We start from the raw sequence: 22884 nt of genomic DNA on the forward strand, positions 1-22884 counted from the left end.
CTACTGACGCGAGGTCGCGACGCGAGCCACCTCAGCGGGGTCGATGAGATGGGAGTGGTCGTCGTCGCCGACGTCCAGCTGAACCACGTCGATGCTGCCGTTGAACTTGCTGACCCCGGAGTAGTCGGCGCAGACCGGCATACCGAAGTCGTCCCCGATATCGGTGGTCTCGTCGGCGGAGAAGATCATCGGCTGGGTCTGCTCGACCCGTCCACTGCCAACGGCTCGACCGTCGATGTAGAGGGTGACCTCGCCACCTTTGGCCAGGCCACCGCCGTCGTAGGCGAAGCTCGCGCGGATCTGGTGACGGCCGGTGGTCAGATCTTCGGTCGCGCCGATGATCCACTCGGTCATCCCGAGCAGGTTGTAGACGAATTTCACCCGCCCCTCACGCACATAGAACGCCCATCCGCCGAAGCGACCGCCCTGGGCGATGACCACACCGTTGGTCGGCCCCTCCTTCGACGTTTCGATCGCCGCGGTCACCGAGAACGACCGGTTCTTGATATCGATGACGCTGTGCTCGCTGAGCCTGCGCATCCCGGGGAACAGCACCTGCTTATTACCCGTCACCAGCTGCGGCCTACCCGCGATGGTCGGATTCAGGCGTTCGAACCTGCGGTCGTCGATGGGCAGGACGTTGTATTTCACCGCCTCGATCAACCAGAGGCGTTGTAGTGCCGCCAGCCGTTCGGGCTGCTCGGCGGCCAGATCGCGCGCCTGCGTCCAGTCGGTGCTGCCGTCGTACAGTTCCCAGACATCGTCGTCGAGGGCCGGAAGTACCTCGTTCGGAAGCCACGGCGTGCTGTGCCGGGTGACGGCACTCCAGCCCTTGTAGTAGATCCCGCGGTTGCCTGCCATCTCGAAGTACTGCAGATCGTGCTGCTCGGGTGCGTCGGGCTCGTCGAAGCTGTACACCATGCTCAGACCCTCGAGCGGGGCCTGCTGAACGCCATTGACGAACGTGGGATCGGGCAGCCCGGCCGCCTCGAGTACCGTCGCGGCCACATCGATGACGTGGGTGAACTGCGACCGCACCGCGCCTTTGCTCTTGATGCCGTTCGGCCAGTGGACGACCGTGCCGTTGCGGGTGCCACCCCAGTGCGAGGCGACCTGTTTGGTCCATTGGAACGGTGCGCACATCGCCCACGCCCAGCCGACCGAATAGTGGTTATACGCCTCCGGCGTACCCAGTTTCTCCTTGACTTGCGCCATGAACTCGGGTGTTTCGATCGCGGCGAGGCCGTTGAAATTGGCCATCTCGTTGAACGCGCCGTTGACCGTGCCTTCCGCCGACGCTCCGTTGTCGCCGATGATGTAGAAGATCAGCGTGTCGTCGAGGGCGCCGAGTGCCTCGATGGCGTCGACGACCCGTCCGACGTGGAAGTCGGTGTGCTCGAGGAATCCCGCATAGACCTCGATCTGCCGCTCCAGCACCGGTTTGAGCGTGTCATCCATATCATCCCAGGCCGGAATCACGTCGGGACGTGCGGTCAGTTCGGCATCGTCAGGCGCCACACCGCGCCGCTTCTGGTCTGCGAGTATCGCTTCGCGCTGCGCATCCCACCCGTCGGCGAACCTCCCCACGTATTTGTCCGACCATTCGGTGGGCACGTGGTGCGGTGCATGGGTCGCACCGGGTGCGAAATAGACGAAGAAGGGCCGGTCGGGAGCGAGCGACTTCTGGGTGCGGATCCAATCGATGGCGTGGTCGGCAAGATCTTCGGTCAGGTGATAGCCCTGTTCGGGCGTCGTGTCCGGCTCGACCGGGGTGACGCCCTCGTACAGCGCCGGATAGTACTGATTGTTCTCGCCGCCGATGAAGCCGTAGAAGTGTTCGAATCCGCCGCCGCCGGTCGGCCACGCATCGAACGGACCGATCGGCGAGGTCTGCCACGGTGGGACTTCATGGCATTTGCCGAATTGCGCTGTCGAATACCCGTTGAGCTTCAACATCATCGGCAGTGTGGCCTTGGTATTGGGTCGCAAACCGGACGAACCGGGCGCGGAGGTCGCCGTTTCGGTGATCATGCCCATGCCGACCGAGTGATGATTGCGTCCGCTCAGCAGTGCGGCCCTGGTCGGCGCACACAGCGCGGTGGTATGAAATCGGTTGTAGGTCAATCCCCCGCGCTGCAATCGTTCCGCGGTCGGGGTCTGCGCCGGGCCACCGAAGGCACTGCTCGCGCCGAATCCGACATCATCGAGAAGAACCACGAGCACATTCGGCGCCCCGGACGGCGGCAACAAGGGTTCGATGGGCGGAAACGCCGTATCAGGATCTTTCGCATCGTAGGTGGTCAGGCCCAGATGCTGCCGATCGGGAATTGGAAGTACCTCGCGACGCTCATTCTTTCGCTCCACCATGGCTACTCACATTCCTCTGCCGATATCGGAGCGCTCGCAGACCTCGGCAGGCCCGAGAGTGCACTGCTGCCGAGAACAATATCCCGGAGATGCGTACTCGAAAACCCGATGCTTCCCGATATTCCCTCGTTTACCGAGAGTTGTTATCGAACTGCACACATATCCGGCGCCGGTGTCATTTTCGTGATGCCGGAATGTGACGCCATGGTTCGGTTGCAGCAATCGAATACGACCGCAAGAGCGTCGCGGCACCATCGCGGACCGCGAAATCTATGATTTACCAGCGGATTCCGTTTGCATTCTCGATGTTTCTCATGCAGGACCGCAGCTTCGGCCGCGACATGGGTTCGTGGCTGAACGCCGCGCACCACAGTCGGGTTTCGGGCACCGGCGACCCAGCGCATGATCCCTGCCGTGACTCGATCGTGACAGCCGCACCGCACCCCAGAACCTAGGCCACTGCATGGCGGTCGAAGGCGGCTGGCTGGCGCGCTGAGCGAGCGGAGCACCCCGGGAAAGCGCCCTACCTCTCAGGCGAGCAATTGGCGCTTGGCTGCGGCGAACTCGTCGTCGGACAGCACTCCGGAATCGTGCAGCTGGCCCAGTTGTTGCAGCTTCGCCACCAGGTCGCCGGAGCCGGAGGGAGCAGGCGGTGGTGTGGGCATCGGTGGTGGCGGCGCCTGCTGTTGCTCCGCGTACGCCTGGCTTTCCGCCGCACGGCGTTGCGCTCGCCGATCGACGGCGTTCGATGTGGCGCGCGCAGTGCCCGATATGACAGCGGTGCGTGCGACTGTGCCGAGCAGACCTGGTCGCCCGGCTCGTCCTCCGCGAAAAACCATGTGTCCTCCTCTTACTGAACCGACAGCGCGGCTTCGACCGCGTCGCGGGGGATCTGCACGTGCAGTGCGACTTCTCCGCCTGCGTCGCGAACCGTGCCCGCCAGCTTCCGTGCCCACGTCTCCTCGTAGACGATCACGACCGCCGAGGTGCCAGGGTCCATCGCGGCTCGTACGACGTCGAGATCGTCATCGCTGACCAGGCCGCGGGAGTCGACGGTGACACCGTCGAGGCCGATATCGGTCAGCGATTCGTCCACTTCGATCTGGCGCACCTCGCCGGTGTCGTCCATCGCCAGGTAGATGAGGTCGACCACGGTGACGTAGCCGCGGTCGACCACTTCGGCCAGCGCGGTGGTGACGGCGGTGTCGATACGGGTGCCGGGGAACAAGAGGACGACCATCTCTACCGGCCCGAGTTCGGATGAGTGCGTCATGGGCTCATCGTGCCGACCCACGGCCGCGCTGCGCTTCACCCGATCCGGATGAACTCGCCCAGATGCTCGGCCGCACGACCTAACCGGTCCGCCACGTCGACACCGCCCAGATGACGACGATGTTCAGCGCGATCACGAGAATCGACCACCACGGGTAGTACGGGATCCACAGGAAATTCCCGATGATGGACAAGCCTGCCAGGAATACGGCGAGGACTCGGGCCCACACGGCGCCGGTCATCAGCGCGATCGCGGTGATCGCGATCAGCGCGCCGAGCACGATGTGGATCCAGCCCCACGTCGTCGTGTCGAACTGGTACACGTACTCCGGTCCGGTGACGAACAGTTCATCGGTCGAGAGCGCGGAGATGCCCTGAAGAATCGAGAGCACACCAACGATCAGCAGCAATACCGCCACGGCGATGGACGTCACGGCGGCGACACCCTGGCGGACCGGATGCCGTTCGGGTTGTGTCATGTTTGTCATGCCAATCCCCTTTCCTCGGTGACTACGGCGTGACGATCGGGAAGCGTGGGTCCGGCCTGTCGAGCAAACCGGTCAGTGTGGGCAGGATCGACTGGTCGCCGTCGATGCCGATGCCCGCGGTGGCCTTACCCGACAACATGCTCAGCAGCTGCTCTTTGGTCAATCGCAACGTCAAGCCCGCAGTGCCCCGAAGTGGCGCATCCTCGGTGCCTGTCCGGTGGGTCAGCGCGCCGTTCGACATGGTCAATCGGATGGTGCGGTCCTCGTCGGTCATATTCCAGTCCATGGTGAAGTCGGACTGCGCGGCCCGGGGCCCGTCCACCTGCACCGCGAGTGCGTCGATGATCATGTCGACGCTCAACGCGGCCATCATCGACGCGTTCGTGGTGTCGATGTCGGCGGGCGTCGGTCCGTGCCGCAGCTCTCGCGCACCGACGAGGAAGAAATTGCGCCATGTTCCGTTCTCGGCGCCGAAGCCCAGCTTGTCGTATACCTCGGCCAGCGCATCCCTGGCGGGCGTGTTGTCCGGCTCGGCGAACACCGCGTGGTTGAGCAAGGTCGCCGCAAACCGCAGATCACCGCGATCGGCGTAATCGCGTCCTTTGGCTATTACCGCGTCGACGCCGCCGTAATCGGCGACATAACGCTGCGCGAGTTCGGTCGGCGGATGCTCCCACAAATGGGCCGGGTTGCCGTCGAACCAGCCCATGTATCGCTGATAGATCGCCTTCACGTTATGGCTGAGCGATCCGTAGTAGCCCCGGTTGGCCCACGTTCCGTCGACTGCGGGTGGCAGGGCCAGCTCTTCCGCGATCTCGGCGCCGGTGAGGCCGCGATTGATCAAGCGAAGGGTCTGGTCGTGCATGTAGGCGTACATGTCTCGTTGCTGTGCCAGCCATGCCGTCCAGTTCTCTGTGCCCCAGGTCGGCCAGTGGTGGGAGGCGAAGGCGACATCGGCTTTGTCGGCGAACAGCCCGATCGCCTCGTCGAGGTAGTGCGCCCATATCCGGCTGTCGCGGACCACCGCGCCGCGCAAGGTCAGCACGTTGTGCATGTTGTGCGTTGCGTTCTCGGCCATGCAGAGCGCCCGCCGGTCCGGGAACAGGAAGTTCATCTCGGCAGGTGCTTCGGTGCCGGGGGTGAGCTGGAAGACGATCCGGACACCGTCGACCTCCTCCACCTGACCGGTGTGGGTGATATCGACCGTCGGCGGAATGAGGGAGATGGCTCCGATGGATGTCGTCATACCAAGGCCTGCACCGATCTGGCCGTCGGGAGCCTTGTCCAGTCCGGTGCCGTACATGAAGATGGCCCGCCGGGTCATCGCATTGCCCGCATAGACGTTCTCGCTCACCGAGTGCTCGAGAAATCCGGCCGGCGCGAGAATCGGCACCGGCGCGTGTCCCTCTGGCACGACTCCGCGCGCCCCGCCGAAATGGTCCACGTGAGAGTGGGTATAGATCATGCCGGTGACCGGGCGGTCTCCGCGGTGGCGCCGATACAGCGCGAGTGCCGCGGCGGCGGTTTCGGCCGAGATCAGGGGATCGATCACGATGACGCCCTCGCGTCCCTCGATCAACGTCATGTTCGACAGATCGAAGTTGCGCACCTGGTAGACGCCGTCGGTGACCTCGAACAAGCCCTGCTTGTCGCACAGCTGTCCCTGCCGCCAGAGGCTCGGGTTCGCGGTCGGCGGGCAGTCGCCGGTCAGGAATTTGTAGGCGCCCATATCCCAAACGACGCGCCCGTCGGCAGCGCGGATCTCCGGCGGGTCCAGTGCCTCGATGAACCCGCGGTCGGCATTGTCGAAATCGGTCGTGTCATCGAAGTTCAGATGCGTCGTCATATGTCCCTCACGTCGATATTCGGATCTGACCGGAGCGGATACCGCGGACGCTATCGACGGATTTCGGTGCGCGGCTCACCCGTCGCGGGTGAATTCCAGCTGCCGGACACCGGCGACAGGGGATCGCGACGACCCGCATGCTGCGGCCTCGAATTCCGGGTCGGATGTCGATCCAAAGGAGGATGTCGTGCTCACGGTGCCGACAGATCATCGAGCGGTGCGATGGACGAGAACAGTTCTTGCGGTGGTGCTCGCAGTGACGCTGGCCGGGTGCGTAGATGCGGCGACCGAGGGCAGCGACGGTGGTGACGATGCTTCGGCTCGGGTGACGCAGTTGGTCGCGGAGGCCGATGCCGCGCCCACCCCGCAGCTGAATTGGGGGTCGTGCGGCGAACCCGAACTCGACGGATACCAGTGCGCGGTGGCACAGGTGCCGCTCGACTATTCGAGGCCGGTCGAACGCACCCTGCCGTTGGCGGTGGTCCGTCGGCCCGCGGCGGATCCAGAACATCGCATCGGCACATTGTTCGCCGGGGTCGGTGGGCCCGGCGGCTCCGGGTACGACTGGGCACGGGACACCGACATCCTGTCAGGTGAGCTCGCGCGGCGCTTCGACGTCGTGACCTTCGATCAGCGTGGCATCGGGCGCAGCAGCCAAGTGCACTGCTTCGCCGATCCCGTTGCACAGCAACAGTTCTGGGACGAGGTCGCGCTGCCACCGGTGAATGCTGACCAGCAAGCCGCTGCGGCTGCGGCGGCTCGCGAACTGGCTGCGGGCTGCGCCGAGCACAGTGGTGACCTGCTTCCCTACTTGACCACCGTCGATGCGGCGCGTGACCTGGACCTGCTGCGTCGAGCGATGGGTGAGACGCAGATGAACTACATCGGCTACTCCTACGCCAGCTATTTGGGTCAGGTGTACGGCGCATTGTTCGGGGATCGGGTGCGGGCGTTGCAGCTCGGTTCGATGATCGCTCCGGATCTCTACACCAACGACAGCGCCGCTGCGCTCGCCGGGACGGCAGCAGGCACCGAGGAAGTGTTCACCGAATTCGCCCGGCTGTGCGAACTCGCGGAACCGGGCGCATGCGCGTTCGCGGGCGATGGTGTGCGGGAGCGCACCGCCGCACTGTTGGACGGGCTGAAGCAGGATCCGATCGTTGTCGGTTCGGGAGCTGAAGCACTGCCGGTGAGCTATCGCGACGTCATGTTGGTACACGTTGCCCTGCTCTACGACTCCGAGCGGGGTTGGCCCGCCCTGGCACAGCTGCTCGCCGAACTCGAGCGCGGCGCACAGGGCGATCCGAATACGGCCCGCGAAATATTGTCGGCGGCGCCGTACACCAATGACTTCCTCGAGTCCTACACCGCGATTTCCTGTGCCGACAACACGTTTCCCCGCGACCCGGACCGCTGGCCCGAACTCGCCGCGACCTCGCCCGAGTACGGGGCGTACTGGTTGTACCCGTTGCAAGCCTGCGCTTCCTGGCCCGCTCCCCCGACGGGCTACCCGCAGCGCTACACCGGCCCGTGGACGCTGCACACGCAGACCCCGGCACTGCTCATCAACAACCGGTTCGACCCGGCCACTCCCCTGTCGAACGCACAGCGCGCGGAACAGGCTCTCGGCAACGCGCACCTGTTTGTCGTCCCCGGCTACGGTCACGACCCGACCAGCCCCTGCGTGCGAGCCGTCCAGGAGCGCTACCTGATCGATCTGGAATTGTCCGACACCACTTGCCCACCCGCCCACGTACCCTTCACCGACTGAACCACGGCCTGCCCGCCCCTGCGTTCTCCTGGATCCAGCCGTCATGGCGGCGGCCTCGGCCACGCCGCCTCTGGTCAGCTGGTGGAATATGGTCGGCCGCCCACCACGTTGTACGGGTCGACCCGACGTCCCGATCCACCCGGCGAAGATCATGGTGGACGGACGGCGGTACCAGGAACATGCGATCGAGAAGGAGACGGTGTGAGCAGTCCACGGAAAGCGGTTCTGGCAGGTGGATGCTTCTGGGGGATGGAGGACCTGATCCGCAAGCAGCCGGGGGTCTTGTCGACGCGAGTCGGCTACACCGGCGGTAGCAATGATCGCCCGACCTACCGCAACCATCCCGGTCATGCCGAGGCGGTCGAGATCGTCTACGACCCCGAGCAGACCGATTACCGGGCGCTGCTGGAGTTCTTCTTCCAGATCCACGACCCCACCACCAAGGACCGCCAGGGTAACGATATCGGCACCAGCTACCGGTCGGAGATCTTCTACCTCGACGACGACCAGCGGCGGACCGCCCTGGAAACCATCGTCGACGTCGAAGATTCCGGGTTGTGGCCGGGCAAGGTGGTCACGGAGGTGACGCCGGCCCCCGAGTTCTGGCAGGCCGAACCCGAACACCAGGACTACCTGGAGCGCTTCCCGGAGGGTTACACCTGCCACTTCCCGCGTCCCGGCTGGAAGCTGCCGAGGCGAAGCACGACTACGCAGTAGGCCACACCTCCGTACGGAGGTGCCCCATCAGGTCGTCGGACCAGCAGCCACCCCCTGTCGCTGTTTGCACCGCAGAGCCCGCACCTCCGTCGAACTCACCGGGCTCGACAGGTGGTGGCCCGCGCACACCGAGCGTTGCAGTCCAGTCGTGCCCCCGCTCAGGAGCGGCCGGCCTCCGGCATGGCGAGCGTCAGCACGCCCAGCCCCATGGCCACGACCGCGATGGCCGCCATCATGGTGACACTGCCGCCGAGGGTGTGCGCGCTGAAGAACAGGGTTGTCAGGACCGCGAGCCCGACGGAGTTGCCGACCTGCTCGATGGTCGGTAGCACCCCGGAGGCCTCCGACATCCGCTCCGTATCCAATCCGGACAGCATGATCGGCTGTAGTTGCACACCGAACAGGCCGACGCCGAAGCCCGAGGCGAAGACCGGGCCCGCCGCGAGTAGGGCATTCACTTCGCCCGAGGTCAGGTGAAGATAGATCGCACCGGCGACCAGGCAGCCGCCGAACAAGGCGATGCCGGCGGCGAGGACTCGAATCCCCCAGCGCTGCACCAGAATCAGCGAGCCGATCGCGCCGGTTCCCGCGCCGAGCGCGAACAGAGTCATCACCAGGCCGGTCCGCCACGGCGAATAGCCGAGCACATCTTGCATGGTGATCGAGGCGGCGAAGACGAAGGCGGTGAACAGACCGAAGAAGGCGCCCACCAGGATCGAGCCGATGCGGAAGCCGTGGTCGGCGAACAGGTCGAGGCGTAGCAGCGGGCTGGAGCCGCGACCGGTTTGCTTGCGTTGATGGGCGACGAACACCGCGGTCAGGGCCAGGCCGACCACGATGGCGGCACTCAATTCCGGCCGCCACCCGCGCTGCTGGATCTCGGCCAGCGCGAAGATCACTGCAAAGAGTCCGGCCGTGGACAAGACCACGCCGCCGAGATCGAGTCGATCACGGCTTACCGGCCGTCCCATCCGCAGATATCGCCAGGCCAGCCCGAAGGCCAACATCCCGATCGGCAGATTGATCAGAAACACCGACCGCCAGCCCCAGCCGCCGATATCGAGGGTGATGAGTGCACCGCCGACAATGGGCCCGAGCATCCCGGCGAACCCCGCCACTCCCCCGTACAGCGCGAACACCAGCGGATGGCGTTCCCGCGGAAAGCCGGCAGTCAGGATGGCGATGGTCTGCGCCGCCATCCCCGCCCCCGCCGCGCCCTGGACGACCCGCGCGATGACCAGTTCCGTCGCGCCGGTGGCCAGTCCGCACCACATCGACGCGGCGGTGAACGCGGTCACCGAGGCGAGGAACATGGCCCTGCGCCCCACCATCGCCCCGATTCGGGCGGCGGTCAGCAGGGTGCAGGCGAAGGCCAGTGAATAGCCGGAGATCACCAGCAGCTGCGCCGATCGGGATGCGTGCAGATCGGCGGTCAGGTTGGGTAGGGCGGTGTTCACGATCGTCACGTCGATCATCTGCATGAACACCGCGATCAGGCATCCGGCGAAGGCCAGCCATGCGGGCAGTTCGCCGCCGACCTTGTTCCGGATCGTCGCCAGACCCGACGCCACCGTCATGCGGTGAGCTCCATGAGCGCGCGTGGGCCGGCCAACGTCAGCTGGGTGGGGAAGCTCATCCGCACCAGCCGGTGCGGTGGCGCCTGCTCGAAGTGTGCGATGAACGGCGGCAGGATTCCGCCGATCACCTTGTCCAGCAGCATGTTCACCTGCGCGAATCCGGGCCGAATCCGCAACTGCCAACACGGGACATGACCCGCGGGCACCTCCACCGTGATGCGTTTGTCGACCTTGACGATCAGCGGCCAGTGCACGGAGAACGCCAGCCACGCATTGATCGATTCCACATGGCCCTCGGCGAATTCGATGCCACGCAGCAAGGTCAGCCCACCTGCGATTGGCATGATGTTCACCGGAAACGGCGCGGGTCCACCACCGAATTGCAAATGGGTCGTGTGCAGGAAGTTCGCTTCCTCACGCGAGACCACCATACTGCCCGAGCGAGTTTCGGCACGGTAGTGCTCGGCGCGTAAGAGCTCGCCTGCCCGCTTGAACCGCTGCTCGATCGTCATCGACAGCTCCGCGCCACCGCGCCCCGCTCCGCCGATACGCGCCTCGACGGTCGACAGGTAGCCGCCGGTCTCGCGGGCGATGAGGTTGGTCATCTCGAATCCCTGCGGACGATCCGCGAGACGGAGCGAGTACACCGATTTCTCGCCGTCGGGAATCCACGGATCTCGGAACACGGTGGGCACATATCCTCCTCGGTCAGCGAAGTTCCGCGGTCGCGGCGATCGCCACGAACACCGATTTCATGGCGGCGACGTAGCGCTCCACGGATTCGCGCGCCGCCTCGGTGCCGGGATAGATGACACTGAGCCGGGTCCCCGACCGCAGCCGGTTGATCCAGATGAGCACTTCCTCCGAGGCGGCACGATTGGCGTACACGCCGGCGGTGACCTCGTCGAAGAATTCGTGACCGGCGAAATCCCTGGCGTCGATGAACGAGATCATCGGGGTGACCCAGCCCGGCTCGGCCTTGATCTCGGAATCGGCGGGCAACAGTTCGAGTACCCGGTGAAAGGACGTGGGCGCCAACCGGAGTCCGTTCTCATAAGCCCGCTGCGCGATCGTCAGGGCACGGCTGTACGGCGTGCTGGGACCGAGCGGAAACGCGACTGGCACGAGCGTCACGTACCAGCCGACCGAGTTGCCCTCCGCGGCCGAGGTCCTGGTACTGATCGGCGTCATCCCGAAGTAGTAGTCGGAGTCGGTCAGTTCGCGTTCGGCCAGTGCCGCCGCGGCGAACGCACCGCCGACGAATTCGGCGTCGTTGGCCCGGCAGACCTGCTCGAATCTGCTCGCATCGTCCTCGTTCAACAGCAGGATGCTGCGGTGTGCGCTGCGGTTGTATCCGTCGGATCGCTTGCCGAGGTCCAGTGGAAATGCGGGCAACCGGTTGTCGTTGCCCCGCAACAGTTCGAGCCATTTGCGCACGCCTGGTGACGACAACGTCAGCTGCGAGCTGTGCGCCCGCTCGGTGACGCAATAGTCCAGATAGCTCGCCGCGGGCGGCAACGGTTGCGCCTCTCCCCACATCTGCCCCGCGTACAGCTGGGCGAAGTCGGAGGCGGACAGGTATTGCCCCAGCCCGTCGGTGTGCAGGTGGTCGACGGCGAGGTACACCGTGGTCGATTCCCCGTGTTCGATCGCACCGAAGGTGAAGCAATCCCACTGGAACGGGCCGGGTGTCGTCTTCTCCACATGCGTGCGGATGGACTCGGGGTCATCGAGCCTGCCGTAATCGACCGGGACGAATTCGACAGCCTCCTCCGGCACCAGATGACGGCGCACGGCGCCATCCGGTTCGATCGCGAACCACGTTCGGAATGTGTCATGACGCAGCAGGAATTGGTGAATGACCTGCGTCATCGCGCCCCGGTCCAGGTCAGGGATGGGAATTTCCGCGGTGACCAGACAGAGTCCGGAGAAGCGGAATTCGGCGTGGGCGTGGCGGTCGGCGAGCCGCAGATACTGTTCCTGCTGTAGCGACGGCGGGGCCGGATGTAACGGAGCCCGCTGGGCGCGCTCGAGTGACTCCGTCGACGCGACCCAGGTGATGAGCCGGCCTGGCGCCGGCGTCCATTCATCGATGAGACCGAAATCGACCATGACGATGACCTCGCTTCCTACCGCGCCGCGGCCATGGTTGATTCGTCGACGATGTCGTTCGCCGTCGAACCGTTCCCGGCGTGGTGCACGGCCGCCGCATCGTCGGTGTGCCCGTTCGTCCCAGTCGCGGAAGGGGCGACCACTATTGCGGCTTCCGGCACCGGCTGCGCGGAACCCGCGTCATGGGCGAGGATCAGCTCTGCCACCTTCGGACCGGCCTGTTCCAGGCTGAACGACCGGCCCATCTGCAACGACATCAGGTCGATGCCGAGCGCCTTGGTGACGCGGGCGCCCAATTCCACCGCCATCAGCGAGTCGAGCCCCAGCTCCGGCACCGGAATCGTCATATCGATCGACTCCACCGGGACACCCATGACGACGGCCAGTTCCCCCGCCATCAGGCGGGCGATATGCGGCCCTCGCTTTGACTCCTCCATGGCCGCGAGTTCCTCGCGCAGCCGCGCCAGTTCCGAGGTGTCCTTCGCGGAAGCCTTGGCCAACGCGATCGTGCGTCCGGTACGGGCCAGCTGCGGGAAGGTGCCGGTCAGTTTGGCCCAGTCGGTGGGGATGATCGCCGCGCGCGACACACCGAGACGCAGTGTCTGTTCCATGTAGGCGGTGGCGTCGGCCATATCGATCGGGCCGAAACCGACCAGGTCGAGATACTTTTCGGCCGTTTCGTCCGAGGCCATGCCGCCGGTCGCGCCGGAGAGATGACCCCAGCCGATACACAGTGCCCGTTCACCGGCCCGTGACCATTTCTCGGCCAGCGACTCCACCGCGACGTTGGCCGCACAGTAGTTGTACTGCCCGTAGATGCCGTACATCGAGCCGCCCGAGGAACACAGTACGAACATGTCCAAGGCGATACACGCGTCGGCGACCGCCTGGTGCACCACCTGCGCGCCGTGCACCTTCGGCCGGTACACCTTGTCCAGTTGCTCAGGCTCCATCTTGCTGATTCGGTTGTCGGCCACCGCGCCTGCCGCGTGGAACACCCCGCGCAACGGGTTCTTTTCGGTGTGAACTCTGGCCACGACCTCGGCGATCGCGGCGGCATCGGTGACGTCGGCGAGTTCCTCGATCACCTCGATTCCGACCGTGCGCCAGGCCTCGAGTTGCTTGCGCGCTTGCTCGGTGGCAGGCCCACTGCGGCCGAGCAGCACCAGCCTGCGAGCCCCACGGAGCGCCAGCCAACGACCGATGGCCAATCCGAACCCGCCGAATCCGCCGGTTACGAGATAGCTTGCGGTATCGCTGATCTCGACGTCGGGCAGGTAGGGCCGCACGGGTGGTTCCGGTGAGTCCATCCGCAGGGCGATCCGGGCGGGGCGTGACGAACGCAGAGTTTCCTCGAAGGCCTTGCTCAGCTCCCCGGTCTCGAACAGCTGATAGGGCAACGGTGTGTAGGTGCCGTCGGTGACCTTCTCGAACACTCGCTCCAGCAACCGGGCCAGCCGCTGCGGGCTGACCGCCACCAGGCGATCCAGATCCATCGAGTAGTAGGCGAGGTTCTTGTCGAAGTTGGCCAGTTCCAGCAGACCACCGGTGTAGATGTCGGCCTTACCCACTTCCACGATGCGGCCGAACTCCGCGGCGGCGTTGAAGTTCTGGCGCAGGATTTCCCCGGGCGCGCTGCTGATGATCACGTCCGCACCCGCGCCGCCTGTCAGCGTCAGCACGTCGTCGACGAAATTGAGCGAGCGCGAGTTCACCGCGTAATCGGCACCGAGGGCGAGCACGTGGGCGCGCCGCTCGTCGGTGCCGGCCGTTCCGATGATCCGGGCACCGCGAGCCTTGGCCACCTGGATGGCGGCGGTCCCGACGCCGCCGGCGGCGCCGTGGATCAGCACCGTCTCCCCCGCCTCCAGGCGAGCCAGGTCCAGCAGGGCGTATTCGGCGGTACCGAAGGCGATGGTGCTCGTGCAGTGGCCGGGATCGGTACCGGCAGGCAGGCCGACGACCAATTGCCGGTCGACGACGGCGAAGCGCCGCATCATTCCCTTGGATGCCACCGCGACCAGATCACCGACCGCGACATCGTCGATGCCTTCACCGACCCGGATCACGGTCCCGACGCCTTCCATGCCGGGCACGGTGCCGAAGTAGGTGGGCGCCAGTTCGCGCTCACCGAGTAGTCCGATGATCTTCAGCGGATCCTTGTAGTTCAGTCCGATGACCTGCATGCGGACCTCGAGTTGCCCGGCACCCGGCTCCGGGCGTTGGCATTCACGCCACGCCAGCGCGGACAGCAGCCTGGTCCGTGGCATATCGAGCTCGAAGTTCACTTCGGGGTCGGTCAGTGGTTGCGCTGAATCCAGCGCCTCGAGCCGGTCGAGCAACGGCTTGGTCACCACCGGCGCCCAGCGCTTGCCCTCGCGCAACAGCACCTCGTCGCAGTTGTCATGCGAAAAGGCGCCGGGCACAGCCAGTTCCGCCAGGAGATCGGCGGTGGCGGTACCGGGCTCGGTGTCGATCAACCGCCACCGCAGCGGCGTCTGCTCGTTGAGCAGCACTCGCCGCGCACCTGCCAATGCGGCCTGTCGCGGATCGGGTGCGACCGGGCTGCCGGGCAGAGTGAACGCGCCTTCGGTCACCAGGGTGCAGTGCGCGACCCCGTCGCCGAACACCGATTGCGGAGAGTCTCCGGCGACGGGCGGGGTGGCGAATTCGTCCACGGCGACCGCGATGCGCTTCAACGTCCACAGGGCTGCCAGATCGTCGTCGATCGCACCGGCGACGAGGCAGACGTGCAGCCGATCGGTGCCCTCCGCCTTCGCGGCTTGCAGATTCGCCATCAAGTCGGACTCCAGGGCCTGCCCGGGAACGGCGACATACACCCGGGAGCCCGGCAGTGCGGCCGCGAGTTCACCCGTCCGGCTTCCCCCACCCAACTGCACGATCACGGTCGCCACCGAACCGGCTTCGAGCGCGGCCGGATCGATCGGGTCACGCTCTTCCATTGTGTCGCTGTAGTAGAAATCGGCCATCCGGTGCAGCGGAGAGTCGCCGGGTTTCAGTGCGCCGATCTGCAGACCGGTCAGCCGCGCGACCAGCATGTGGTCGCCGTCCAGCAGATCCACGTCGGCCCGCAGCCGGGCATGCGGGTCCCGTCGCGCGACCACGGTGATCGTTTCCGGAAGTTCGGCGAGCAGCCGGACGGCGGCAACACCGACCGGCACGAGCACACCTTCATCGATGCGTTCGTCGGCGAACAGCAATGCCGCGCATTGCATCGCCGCGTCGACCACCGCCGGATGCGCCAGGTGCCCGGAGTCTGCGGCGATGGAGCCGTCGACCGAGGCGACAACGGCATCCTTGCCGACTCGGACCGAGGTCACCCGCTGGAACGACGGGCCGTACTGCAGCCCCGCCGCGGCGAGACCGGAATAGAACATCGCCAGGTCGACATCGATGCCGACCTCGATGACGGGCACCCGGACCACCGTCGGTTCGTGACTACCGGTCAACGTCCGCCCCGATGCGTGCACCGTCCACGCGGTGCCGGTGGCACTGCGCGACCGGATCAGGAAGCGTCCGCTGGCCTCCTCGACACTCAATGCCACCAACGGCACGTCCGGTGCGCCCATGATCAGCGGTGCGACGAACCGAACCCCTTCCAATGCGACCTGTTTGGCGCCGATCCGTGACGCGGTGGCACTGAGCGCCGCGTCCAGGTAGGCAGCGCCCGGCATGATCTTGATCCCGTTGACGACATGGTCGGCGAGCCAGGGCAGCAATTCGGTGCCGACCTGCAGCAACCATTCCGGCCGGCCCTCGACGTCCGGGTCGCCGAGCATCGCGTAGGAGTTCGGCGTGCCCAGCCTGGCCTGTTCGAACAGTGGCAGTGCCGAATGCAGCCGGGTGCGCTGCCAGGGGTAGCGCGGCAGCGGCAGATGCGGGGTGGAGGGCCGGTCGGCCGGGAACAGCAGGTCGCGGTCGAGGACACCGGCGGCGTGCAGGCCGATGAGCGTGCGGCGAATGCTCACCGAATCGGACTGCTCGCGGTCCAGCGTCGCCACCGTGGTGCCGTTGACGTCGGCGCCGAGCATCGCTTCGCGGATATTGCCCGACAGGACCGGATGCGGTCCGACCTCCACGAAGACGCGGCTACCGGCGGCTGTCAGTGCGCCGATCGCGTCGAAGAACCGGACCGGCTGCCGGACATTCGACCACCAGTATTCGGCGCTCCAGTCGCCCTCGGTGACCTGTGCGCCGGTAACCGTGGAGTACAGCGGCACCGTCGGCGGCTGCGGAGCCAGATCGGCGAGTACCTCGCGCAGCTCGGCTTCGATCGGCTCCATCAACCTGCTGTGATAGGGCACCTCGACGCGCAATCGGCGCGCGAAAACACCGTCCTCGGTGAGCTTTTCGGCCAGCTCGTCCAACAGCCCCACCGCACCGGACAGGGTGAGGGCGGTGGGGCTGTTGATGGCGGCGATGTCGACGCGCGGATCGTTTCCGATGAGCTCGACGGCCTGCTCCTTGGTCAGGCCGACCGCGAGCATCCCGCCGGTACCCGCGGTGCTCGCCTGCAACCGGGCCCGGTGATAGGCGACGCGCACGGCATCCCGCAGCGACAACATCCCGCTGATATACGCCGCCGACACCTCGCCGACACTGTGGCCGACGATTGCGGCGGGTGTGATGCCGTACTGGGCGAGCTCGCGCACGAGACCCACCTGGACAAGGAAGTTGGCGGGCTGCGCTACTTCGGTGCGGGTGACCCGGGATTCGTCCTGCGGTTTCTGCAGTTCCTCGATGATCGACCAGCCCGATACTCCACGGAACTCCGCATCGATTTCTGCTGCGGCCTCAGCGAAAACGCCACCGGCGGCCAGCAGGTCGCGCCCCATCTTCCAGTGCTGTGGTCCCATGCCCGAGAACACGAAGACGGGTTCCACGGCGCGCGAGACAATGGTTTTCGACGCGTCGCGCCCCTGGCCCGCAGCGTATTCGCGCAGATCCCGGACCAGGTCGTCGCTGGATTCACCCAGCAGAACGCCGGTGCGATATGGGTGGTGCGCCATACGCGTCCAGGCCGCTTCGGCGAGATGGTCCGGGTCGGCGCCCGTGGTGATCAGATCGGCGAATCGGCCCGCCAACGCCCGTGCGGCGGCGGTACTGCGTGCGGAGATGGGCAGGATGCCGAGGTGCGTGTGGATCGGCCGGGTCTCGGGCAACTGTGAGTCGGCCCGGAATTCTCGCAGGATGGCGTGCGCGTTGGTTCCGCCGTAGCCGAAGCCGTTGACCGCCACCGACATCGGCGGCGCGTCCGCGGGCAATGGTTGCGCCTCGACCTGGACGTGCAGGCCGAGTTCATCGAAGGGGATGTCCGGATTCTGTTTGTCCAGCCAACCCTGCGGCGGCAGCGTTCGGTGCTGGATTGCCAGTGCCGCCTTGATGACGCCGGCGACGCCGGCCGCCGCCTCGGTGTGGCCGATCGTCGCTTTCACCGAACCCACTCCGACGCTGTCCGCGCGACCGGTCGGCGCACCGAATACCTGTCCCAGCGCGCGCAACTCGACCGGGTCGCCGACCAGCGTTCCGGTGCCGTGGGCCTCGAGATAGGTGATCGATTCCGGTGCCAGCCCCGAACGCGCACAGACGGCACGGGCCAGCGCCTCCTGGGAATCGACGTTGGGCACGGTGATCGCGGTGGTGCGCCCGTCCTGATTGGATCCGGTGGCCTTGACCACCGCGTAGATCCGGTCACCGTCGCGTACGGCGTCGTCGAGTTTCTTCAGGGCGACCATTCCGGCGCCTTCGCCCCGGCCGTAGCCGTCGGCGGCGGCATCGAAGGACTTGCAGCGGCCGTCGGTAGCGAGGAAGCCGCCCTTGCACATCAAGACGAACGTCTCCGGCTGCAACATGACATTCACACCACCGGCCAGCGCCACCTTACAGTCGTCGTTCTCCAACGCCTGACAAGCCAGATGGAACGCGACCAGCGAGGACGAGCACGCCGTGTCGACCGTGATCGCCGGGCCGACCAGGTTCAGCGCGTAGGCGATTCGGTTCGACAGCATGGTGTAGGAGGCACTCGCCGGCGTGTGCATGTCGGTGTGGAACAGGGCCGGGCCTACGACCCCGATGACAGACTGATCCACCACGAACCCGCCGACGTACACGCCGACCGACTCCCCTGACGCTCGCCCGGCGATCCCCGCGTCGTCGAGCGCTTCCCAGGTGACTTCGAGCATCAGCCGCTGCTGCGGATCGAGCACCGTCGCCTCACGCGGTGAGATGCCGAAGAAGTCGGGATCGAACTCCCACACATCGTTGGTCATGAAGGCGCCGCGCTTGGTGTAGGCGCGCCCCGGAGTGCGCGGCTCGGGGTCGTAGTAGCGGCGGTAGTCCCACCGATCGGCGGGCATGTCGACGACACCGTCCCGCTTCTCGATCACGAAATCCCAGAATGTTTCCGGTGAGTCGATTCCACCCGCGAACCGACAACCAATACCCACGATGGCAATATCAGACACACATTCCTCCGGTGTCTCGGCAACGGTGATAGCCGAAACCGTCTCGGCGATCACACACGTCTCATGCGGCCCTACGCAGTCGACCGATGGGGCCAAACTATGGCCGAACGAAACGACGGCGAAATCGAATCGGCAGAGTTTGGGAACTCCACGGGCCACTACCACCGCGCCTTGTGAACTCAACCAGTTCCCACCCGCCGCTCGACATCGGCGATGGCGTCCAAATATCCATCCCCACCAGGAGAAACTCTGATATTACCGGCAACTTTCGCACGATCGTCCCACGCTCGGGATGCGGTCGTTCGCGCCGGAACAGGGCCCTATACAACTGCGTCACAACGGTTTACCGCGCGTCGTTGTGATCAGAGGGAAACCGATGTCGATCTGATCGAATGGCGCACTACGGGATGTATGGTCGCCTCGATCCTCATTCACGCGCAACACAGATTCGAATTCCCCTCGATGCCGGCGGTGAATACCTGAGGACCTCTTTCGTCCCGCCTTGTCCGATGATGCCCGGCGGAATCGGTGTCGCGTACCAGCAGACCAGGTGCGATCCGCGCGATGAATCGGGAGACGGCAATTGTTCGCCGAATTGACACACTGGGCCGATGTAGTGGTGCGGCGGCGTTTCACCGTCATCGGGGTCGTGGTGGCCGGGCTGCTGGCCCTCGGCTGGTACGGGCTCGGCCTCGGCGCGCAGCTCAGCTCCAGCGGCTGGGACGATCCGGGCTCGGAATCCGTCCGCGCGGCGCAGCTGCGCGATGAGGTGTTCGGTGCCGACCACAGCGCCGACGTCATCCTGCTGTTCCACGCTCCCAGCGGAGCGACCATTGATGATCCCGATTTCGCCGACCCGATCGTTGCGTGGTTGAACGAGCTGCCGCAGCGGTTCCCGGACGAGATCGGTCGCATCAACGGCGCCTACTGGCCCACCGACACCGGTCTGGCGATGCCGGATCTCTTCGGTTCCGGTGATCGGCGGCACGCTTTCGCCTCGATCGCGATCAGCGGCAGCGACGACACCACACAAATGCGCAACTTCCGCACTGTGGCAGAGGTTTTCGATCTCCCTGGGGTCGATATGGAGGTTGCAGGCGGCCAACCGGTGGCCGGCGCGTTGAACGACACCATGGCCCACGACCAGCGGCGCATGGAGTTGTTCGCCATCCCTGCCGTCGCGGCGCTGCTGTTCTTCCTCTTCGGCGGTGTCGTCGCAGCCGCACTCCCCCTGATCGTCGGCGGGCTCACCGTGCTCGGCGCCTGGGGTCTGCTCCGGCTGCTCACCACGGTCACCGAGGTGAATTCGTTCGTCTCACCGGTGGTTTCGATGGTCGGGCTGGGTCTGGCCATCGACTACGGCCTGTTCGTGCTGAGCCGGTTCCGGGAAGAGCTGGCCGATGGCCGCGAGGTGGATGACGCGGTGCGACGAGCGGTGTCGACCGCGGGGCGTACTGTGCTGTTCTCCGCGACCATCGTGGTCGTCGCAGCCGGAGCCATTCTCGTCTTCCCGCAGGGCTTCCTGAGGTCCTTCGCCTACGGCGCCATCATCACCATCGCACTGGCCGCGCTGACCTCGATCACCTTGTTGCCTGCCATGCTGGCCGTGCTCGGGCGACGGGTGGACCGGCTCGGCGTCGACTGGTTCCGCAAGGCCACCACCCCGAACCAGGAACCGGACAACCTGTGGGGCCGGATCGCCGGACGCGTTATGAAAAGACCACTCGCGGTGGCCATCACCGTCTGTCTCGGATTGCTGCTGCTGATCCTGCCGATGCGCGACCTCGCGTTCGGTTCCATCAACGAGCGGTTCCTGCCACCGGAGCATCCGACGCGGCTCGCGCAGCAGCACTTCGACGAACTCTTCCCACTGCGCCAGATCGACCCGATCGACCTGGTGATCGTCACCTTCGATTCCAGTGCCGGTGACACAGTGTTGGCCAGGGCCAACCAAGCCCCCGGGCTGGCGGCACCGTTCCCGGCGCTGATGCAGCGGCCCGCTCAGCCCAATGTCTTCGCCACCCAGACCGTGCTCGGCGACTCCGGCGATGCTGGGGAAACCATCGACTACCTGCGTTCGATGCCGCTGCCGAAGGGGACGACCCTGCTGGTCGGTGGGCAGCCCACCGTCGAAAAGGACAGTATCGACGCGCTGGTCGATCGGATGCCGTACATGATCGCACTGGTCTTCCTCGCTACCACCATCCTGATGGCGCTGACCTTCGGCTCGCTGGTGCTTCCGGTGAAAGCGGCCGCAATGAACCTGCTCGGACTCGGCGCCACGCTCGGCATCCTCACGTGGGTCTTCATCGATGGCCACGGCGCGGGTCTGCTCGGTTTCACACCGCAGCCGATCATGGCGCTGGTGCTGGTGGTCATCGTCTCGGTGATCTACGGGCTGTCCACCGACTACGAGATATTCCTGCTCTCCCGCATCGTCGAGGCGCGAGCGGCAGGCATGTCCACGACCGAGGCGATCCGAGCGGGTGTCGCCCACACCGGGCGGATCATCACGGCGGCAGCCCTGATCCTGCTCGTGGTCACCGGCGCGTTCGCGCTCTCAGATCTGCTGATGATGCAGTACATCGCGTTCGGCATGGTGGCCGCGTTGCTCATCGACGCCACGATCCTGCGGGTGCTGCTGGTGCCCGCGACCATGCAGCTGTTGGGCGACGCCTGTTGGTGGGCGCCGGCCTGGATGAAGCGCGTGCAGCCGAAGACGGTCGTCGATAAGGGTTCCGCGGCCCTGTCTCCCGACGACACGGACCCGGCACCCACCGCCAGCGGCCTGCACTGACCATCACCCGACGTGCCCGCGCGAACGCCGCTCTGCGTCCCGACGTCGTTGCCTGCAGTGGCTTCAGCCGAGCGCTAGGTGTTGCGGCTTGACCGACTGGCATGGAACGGTCGGTCGGGGTCGAGGTGGGCGGCTAGTCCGTTTGCTGGTGGCGCTCGCCCCTGTCACCCGCGACGACCGTCCTCTCGCCGGGCTGGTCGCGGCGGTAGGCCCTGCCTCAGTCGGTCATCGCGCCCGCGAGCAGCGGCCAGGAATTGTGCAGGTCCTGCTCCCAGTAGCCCCACGAATGGGTGCCGCTGGGACGGAAGTCGAAGGTCGCGGGAATATTCAACTCCCGCAATCGATCCCGCAGCTGCTGCGTACACGAATGAGCCACCGCGTCCAGCACACCACCGAGCACCACCTGATCGGCTAGTGTCACCGGGTTGCCGTCGATGCCAGGGCCGTCGAGGGTGTCGAGTGGTCCCGGCCACCCGTTGCGGGTGGAGACGTAGATCGCGGTGCCGCGGAGTTCTTCGGCACGCAGGTAGGGATCGTTGGCGGCCCAGAGTGGGTCCGTCGGCGAGCCCCACAGATTTCGGGGATCGCCCTGGTGACCGAGCACGATGGCGTCGACCAGGGCCTGGCCGCGCGGATCGCTGGTGCGCACACAACCGCTGTAGGAGGCGACGGCGCGGAATGTCTCCGGCGCTTCGATGGCGAGTTGGAAGACCGCGGCCGCCGCCATCGACAATCCGGCCACTGCGTTCACAGCGGTGGTCGACAACGCCGAGTCGATCACCGCGGGCAGTTCCTCGGTGAGGAAGGTCGTCCACCGATGCCTGCCCAGCTGCGGGTCGTCGGCGCGCCAATCGGTGTAGAAACTCGCGCCACCGCCGATGGGCATCACCACGTTGACCTGCTTATCGGCGAAGAATTCCTCGGCATCTGTCTTGGTGAGCCAATTATCGCCGTCACTCCAGATACCGGTATCGGATCCGCCGTCGACTCCGTTGAGCAGGTACAGCGTCGGCGCCGGTCTCGAATTATCCACTGCTGGAAGGACTTCGACTGCCACGGCCCGGCCCATCGCCTCGGAATGAACCATCAGGTCGACGACCCGACCAGGTCCTTGTCCGGCGGACACCAGGCGTGAGCCGTTGTCTGCCGGTTGCGCAGCGGCCAGCGCGCGCGCCGGAATCGGTGCGTCGACGCCGGGCTCTCCCAGTGCGTAGCCGTCACCGCAGCCGAGCACGACGGCCAGGGCCAGCGCCGCGACACGTGCACAGCGCGCGCGGCCTCTGGCGGGCTTGCCTGCGCTGATGTCCACGCGGCACCTCACTATGGGATCGGATGTGGAAAGGTCCGGTCGACGGTACGACCGGACCTACCAGTCCGAGCCGATTCGATCGAGGTTTGTGGACGTCGCCAGCTCGACCGGGAGCACGCCTGGTATCGGACACAAATACCTGA

General features: G+C 65.9%; 13 protein-coding genes. 3 read left to right on the forward strand and 10 right to left on the reverse strand.

The genetic code is table 11. The features are described 5' to 3' along the window. The 5 genes from ACFXNW_RS22345 to ACFXNW_RS22365 all read right to left on the reverse strand — a co-directional run bounded on the left by ACFXNW_RS22345 (nucleotide 1) and on the right by ACFXNW_RS22365 (nucleotide 5973). Entirely contained in the window at nucleotides 1-2367 is a 2367-nt protein-coding gene (locus ACFXNW_RS22345) for a sulfatase-like hydrolase/transferase (RefSeq protein ID WP_379419666.1), read from the reverse strand. Between the two features lie 530 nt (nucleotides 2368-2897). Continuing rightward, the gene (locus tag ACFXNW_RS22350) at nucleotides 2898-3206 is read right to left on the reverse strand and encodes an SHOCT domain-containing protein (protein ID WP_379419667.1); all 309 of its coding nucleotides are present in this window, start codon (nucleotides 3204-3206) and stop codon (nucleotides 2898-2900) included. An 11-nt stretch (nucleotides 3207-3217) separates the two neighbouring features. Continuing rightward, nucleotides 3218-3640, reverse strand: coding sequence for a DUF6325 family protein (locus ACFXNW_RS22355; RefSeq protein ID WP_379419668.1), 423 nt, complete (start codon nucleotides 3638-3640; stop codon nucleotides 3218-3220). A 79-nt stretch (nucleotides 3641-3719) separates the two neighbouring features. Continuing rightward, entirely contained in the window at nucleotides 3720-4127 is a 408-nt protein-coding gene (locus tag ACFXNW_RS22360) for a hypothetical protein (protein WP_379419669.1), read from the reverse strand. A 22-nt stretch (nucleotides 4128-4149) separates the two neighbouring features. Next, nucleotides 4150-5973, reverse strand: a complete 1824-nt coding sequence (locus ACFXNW_RS22365; protein WP_379419670.1) for an alkyl/aryl-sulfatase — start codon at nucleotides 5971-5973, stop codon at nucleotides 4150-4152. Between the two features lie 244 nt (nucleotides 5974-6217). Here ACFXNW_RS22365 and ACFXNW_RS22370 point away from each other — a divergent pair, with 244 nt between their 5' ends. Together ACFXNW_RS22370 and msrA are read left to right on the forward strand one after the other, a co-directional pair. Continuing rightward, entirely contained in the window at nucleotides 6218-7744 is a 1527-nt protein-coding gene (locus tag ACFXNW_RS22370; protein WP_379419671.1) for an alpha/beta hydrolase, read from the forward strand. A gap of 249 nt (nucleotides 7745-7993) precedes the next feature. Further along, a complete protein-coding gene (msrA, locus tag ACFXNW_RS22375; protein WP_379419772.1) occupies nucleotides 7994-8461 on the forward strand; it encodes a peptide-methionine (S)-S-oxide reductase MsrA in 468 nt (155 codons plus the stop codon). A 158-nt stretch (nucleotides 8462-8619) separates the two neighbouring features. Here msrA and ACFXNW_RS22380 read toward each other — a convergent pair whose 3' ends face one another. Genes ACFXNW_RS22380 through ACFXNW_RS22395 form a run of 4 tightly spaced genes read right to left on the reverse strand, consistent with a single transcriptional unit; the run spans nucleotide 8620 to nucleotide 18635 of the window. Beyond that, a complete protein-coding gene (locus tag ACFXNW_RS22380) occupies nucleotides 8620-10038 on the reverse strand; it encodes an MFS transporter (RefSeq protein ID WP_379419672.1) in 1419 nt (472 codons plus the stop codon). After that, the gene (locus ACFXNW_RS22385) at nucleotides 10035-10733 is read right to left on the reverse strand and encodes a hypothetical protein (RefSeq protein ID WP_379419673.1); all 699 of its coding nucleotides are present in this window, start codon (nucleotides 10731-10733) and stop codon (nucleotides 10035-10037) included. The genes ACFXNW_RS22380 and ACFXNW_RS22385 overlap by 4 nt, the downstream gene beginning before the upstream one ends. A 13-nt stretch (nucleotides 10734-10746) precedes the next feature. Continuing rightward, on the reverse strand, nucleotides 10747-12150 hold the full coding sequence (locus ACFXNW_RS22390) for a condensation domain-containing protein (protein ID WP_379419674.1): 1404 nt from the start codon (nucleotides 12148-12150) through the stop codon (nucleotides 10747-10749). Nucleotides 12151-12167: 17 nt separating this feature from the next. Beyond that, entirely contained in the window at nucleotides 12168-18635 is a 6468-nt protein-coding gene (locus ACFXNW_RS22395; protein ID WP_379419675.1) for a type I polyketide synthase, read from the reverse strand. A 583-nt stretch (nucleotides 18636-19218) separates the two neighbouring features. Between ACFXNW_RS22395 and ACFXNW_RS22400 the strand changes: the two genes are divergently transcribed. Beyond that, nucleotides 19219-21432 (forward strand): MMPL family transporter, encoded by a 2214-nt coding sequence (locus ACFXNW_RS22400; protein ID WP_379419676.1) that lies wholly within the window; start codon nucleotides 19219-19221, stop codon nucleotides 21430-21432. 217 nt (nucleotides 21433-21649) lie between these two features. On the opposite strand, the gene ACFXNW_RS22405 is transcribed toward ACFXNW_RS22400, so the two are convergent. Continuing rightward, nucleotides 21650-22735 (reverse strand): alpha/beta hydrolase, encoded by a 1086-nt coding sequence (locus ACFXNW_RS22405; protein ID WP_379419773.1) that lies wholly within the window; start codon nucleotides 22733-22735, stop codon nucleotides 21650-21652. Between the last annotated feature and the right edge of the window lie 149 nt (nucleotides 22736-22884).

The organism is Nocardia sp. NPDC059180, from assembly GCF_042754945.1.
Lineage (GTDB): Bacteria > Actinomycetota > Actinomycetes > Mycobacteriales > Mycobacteriaceae > Nocardia.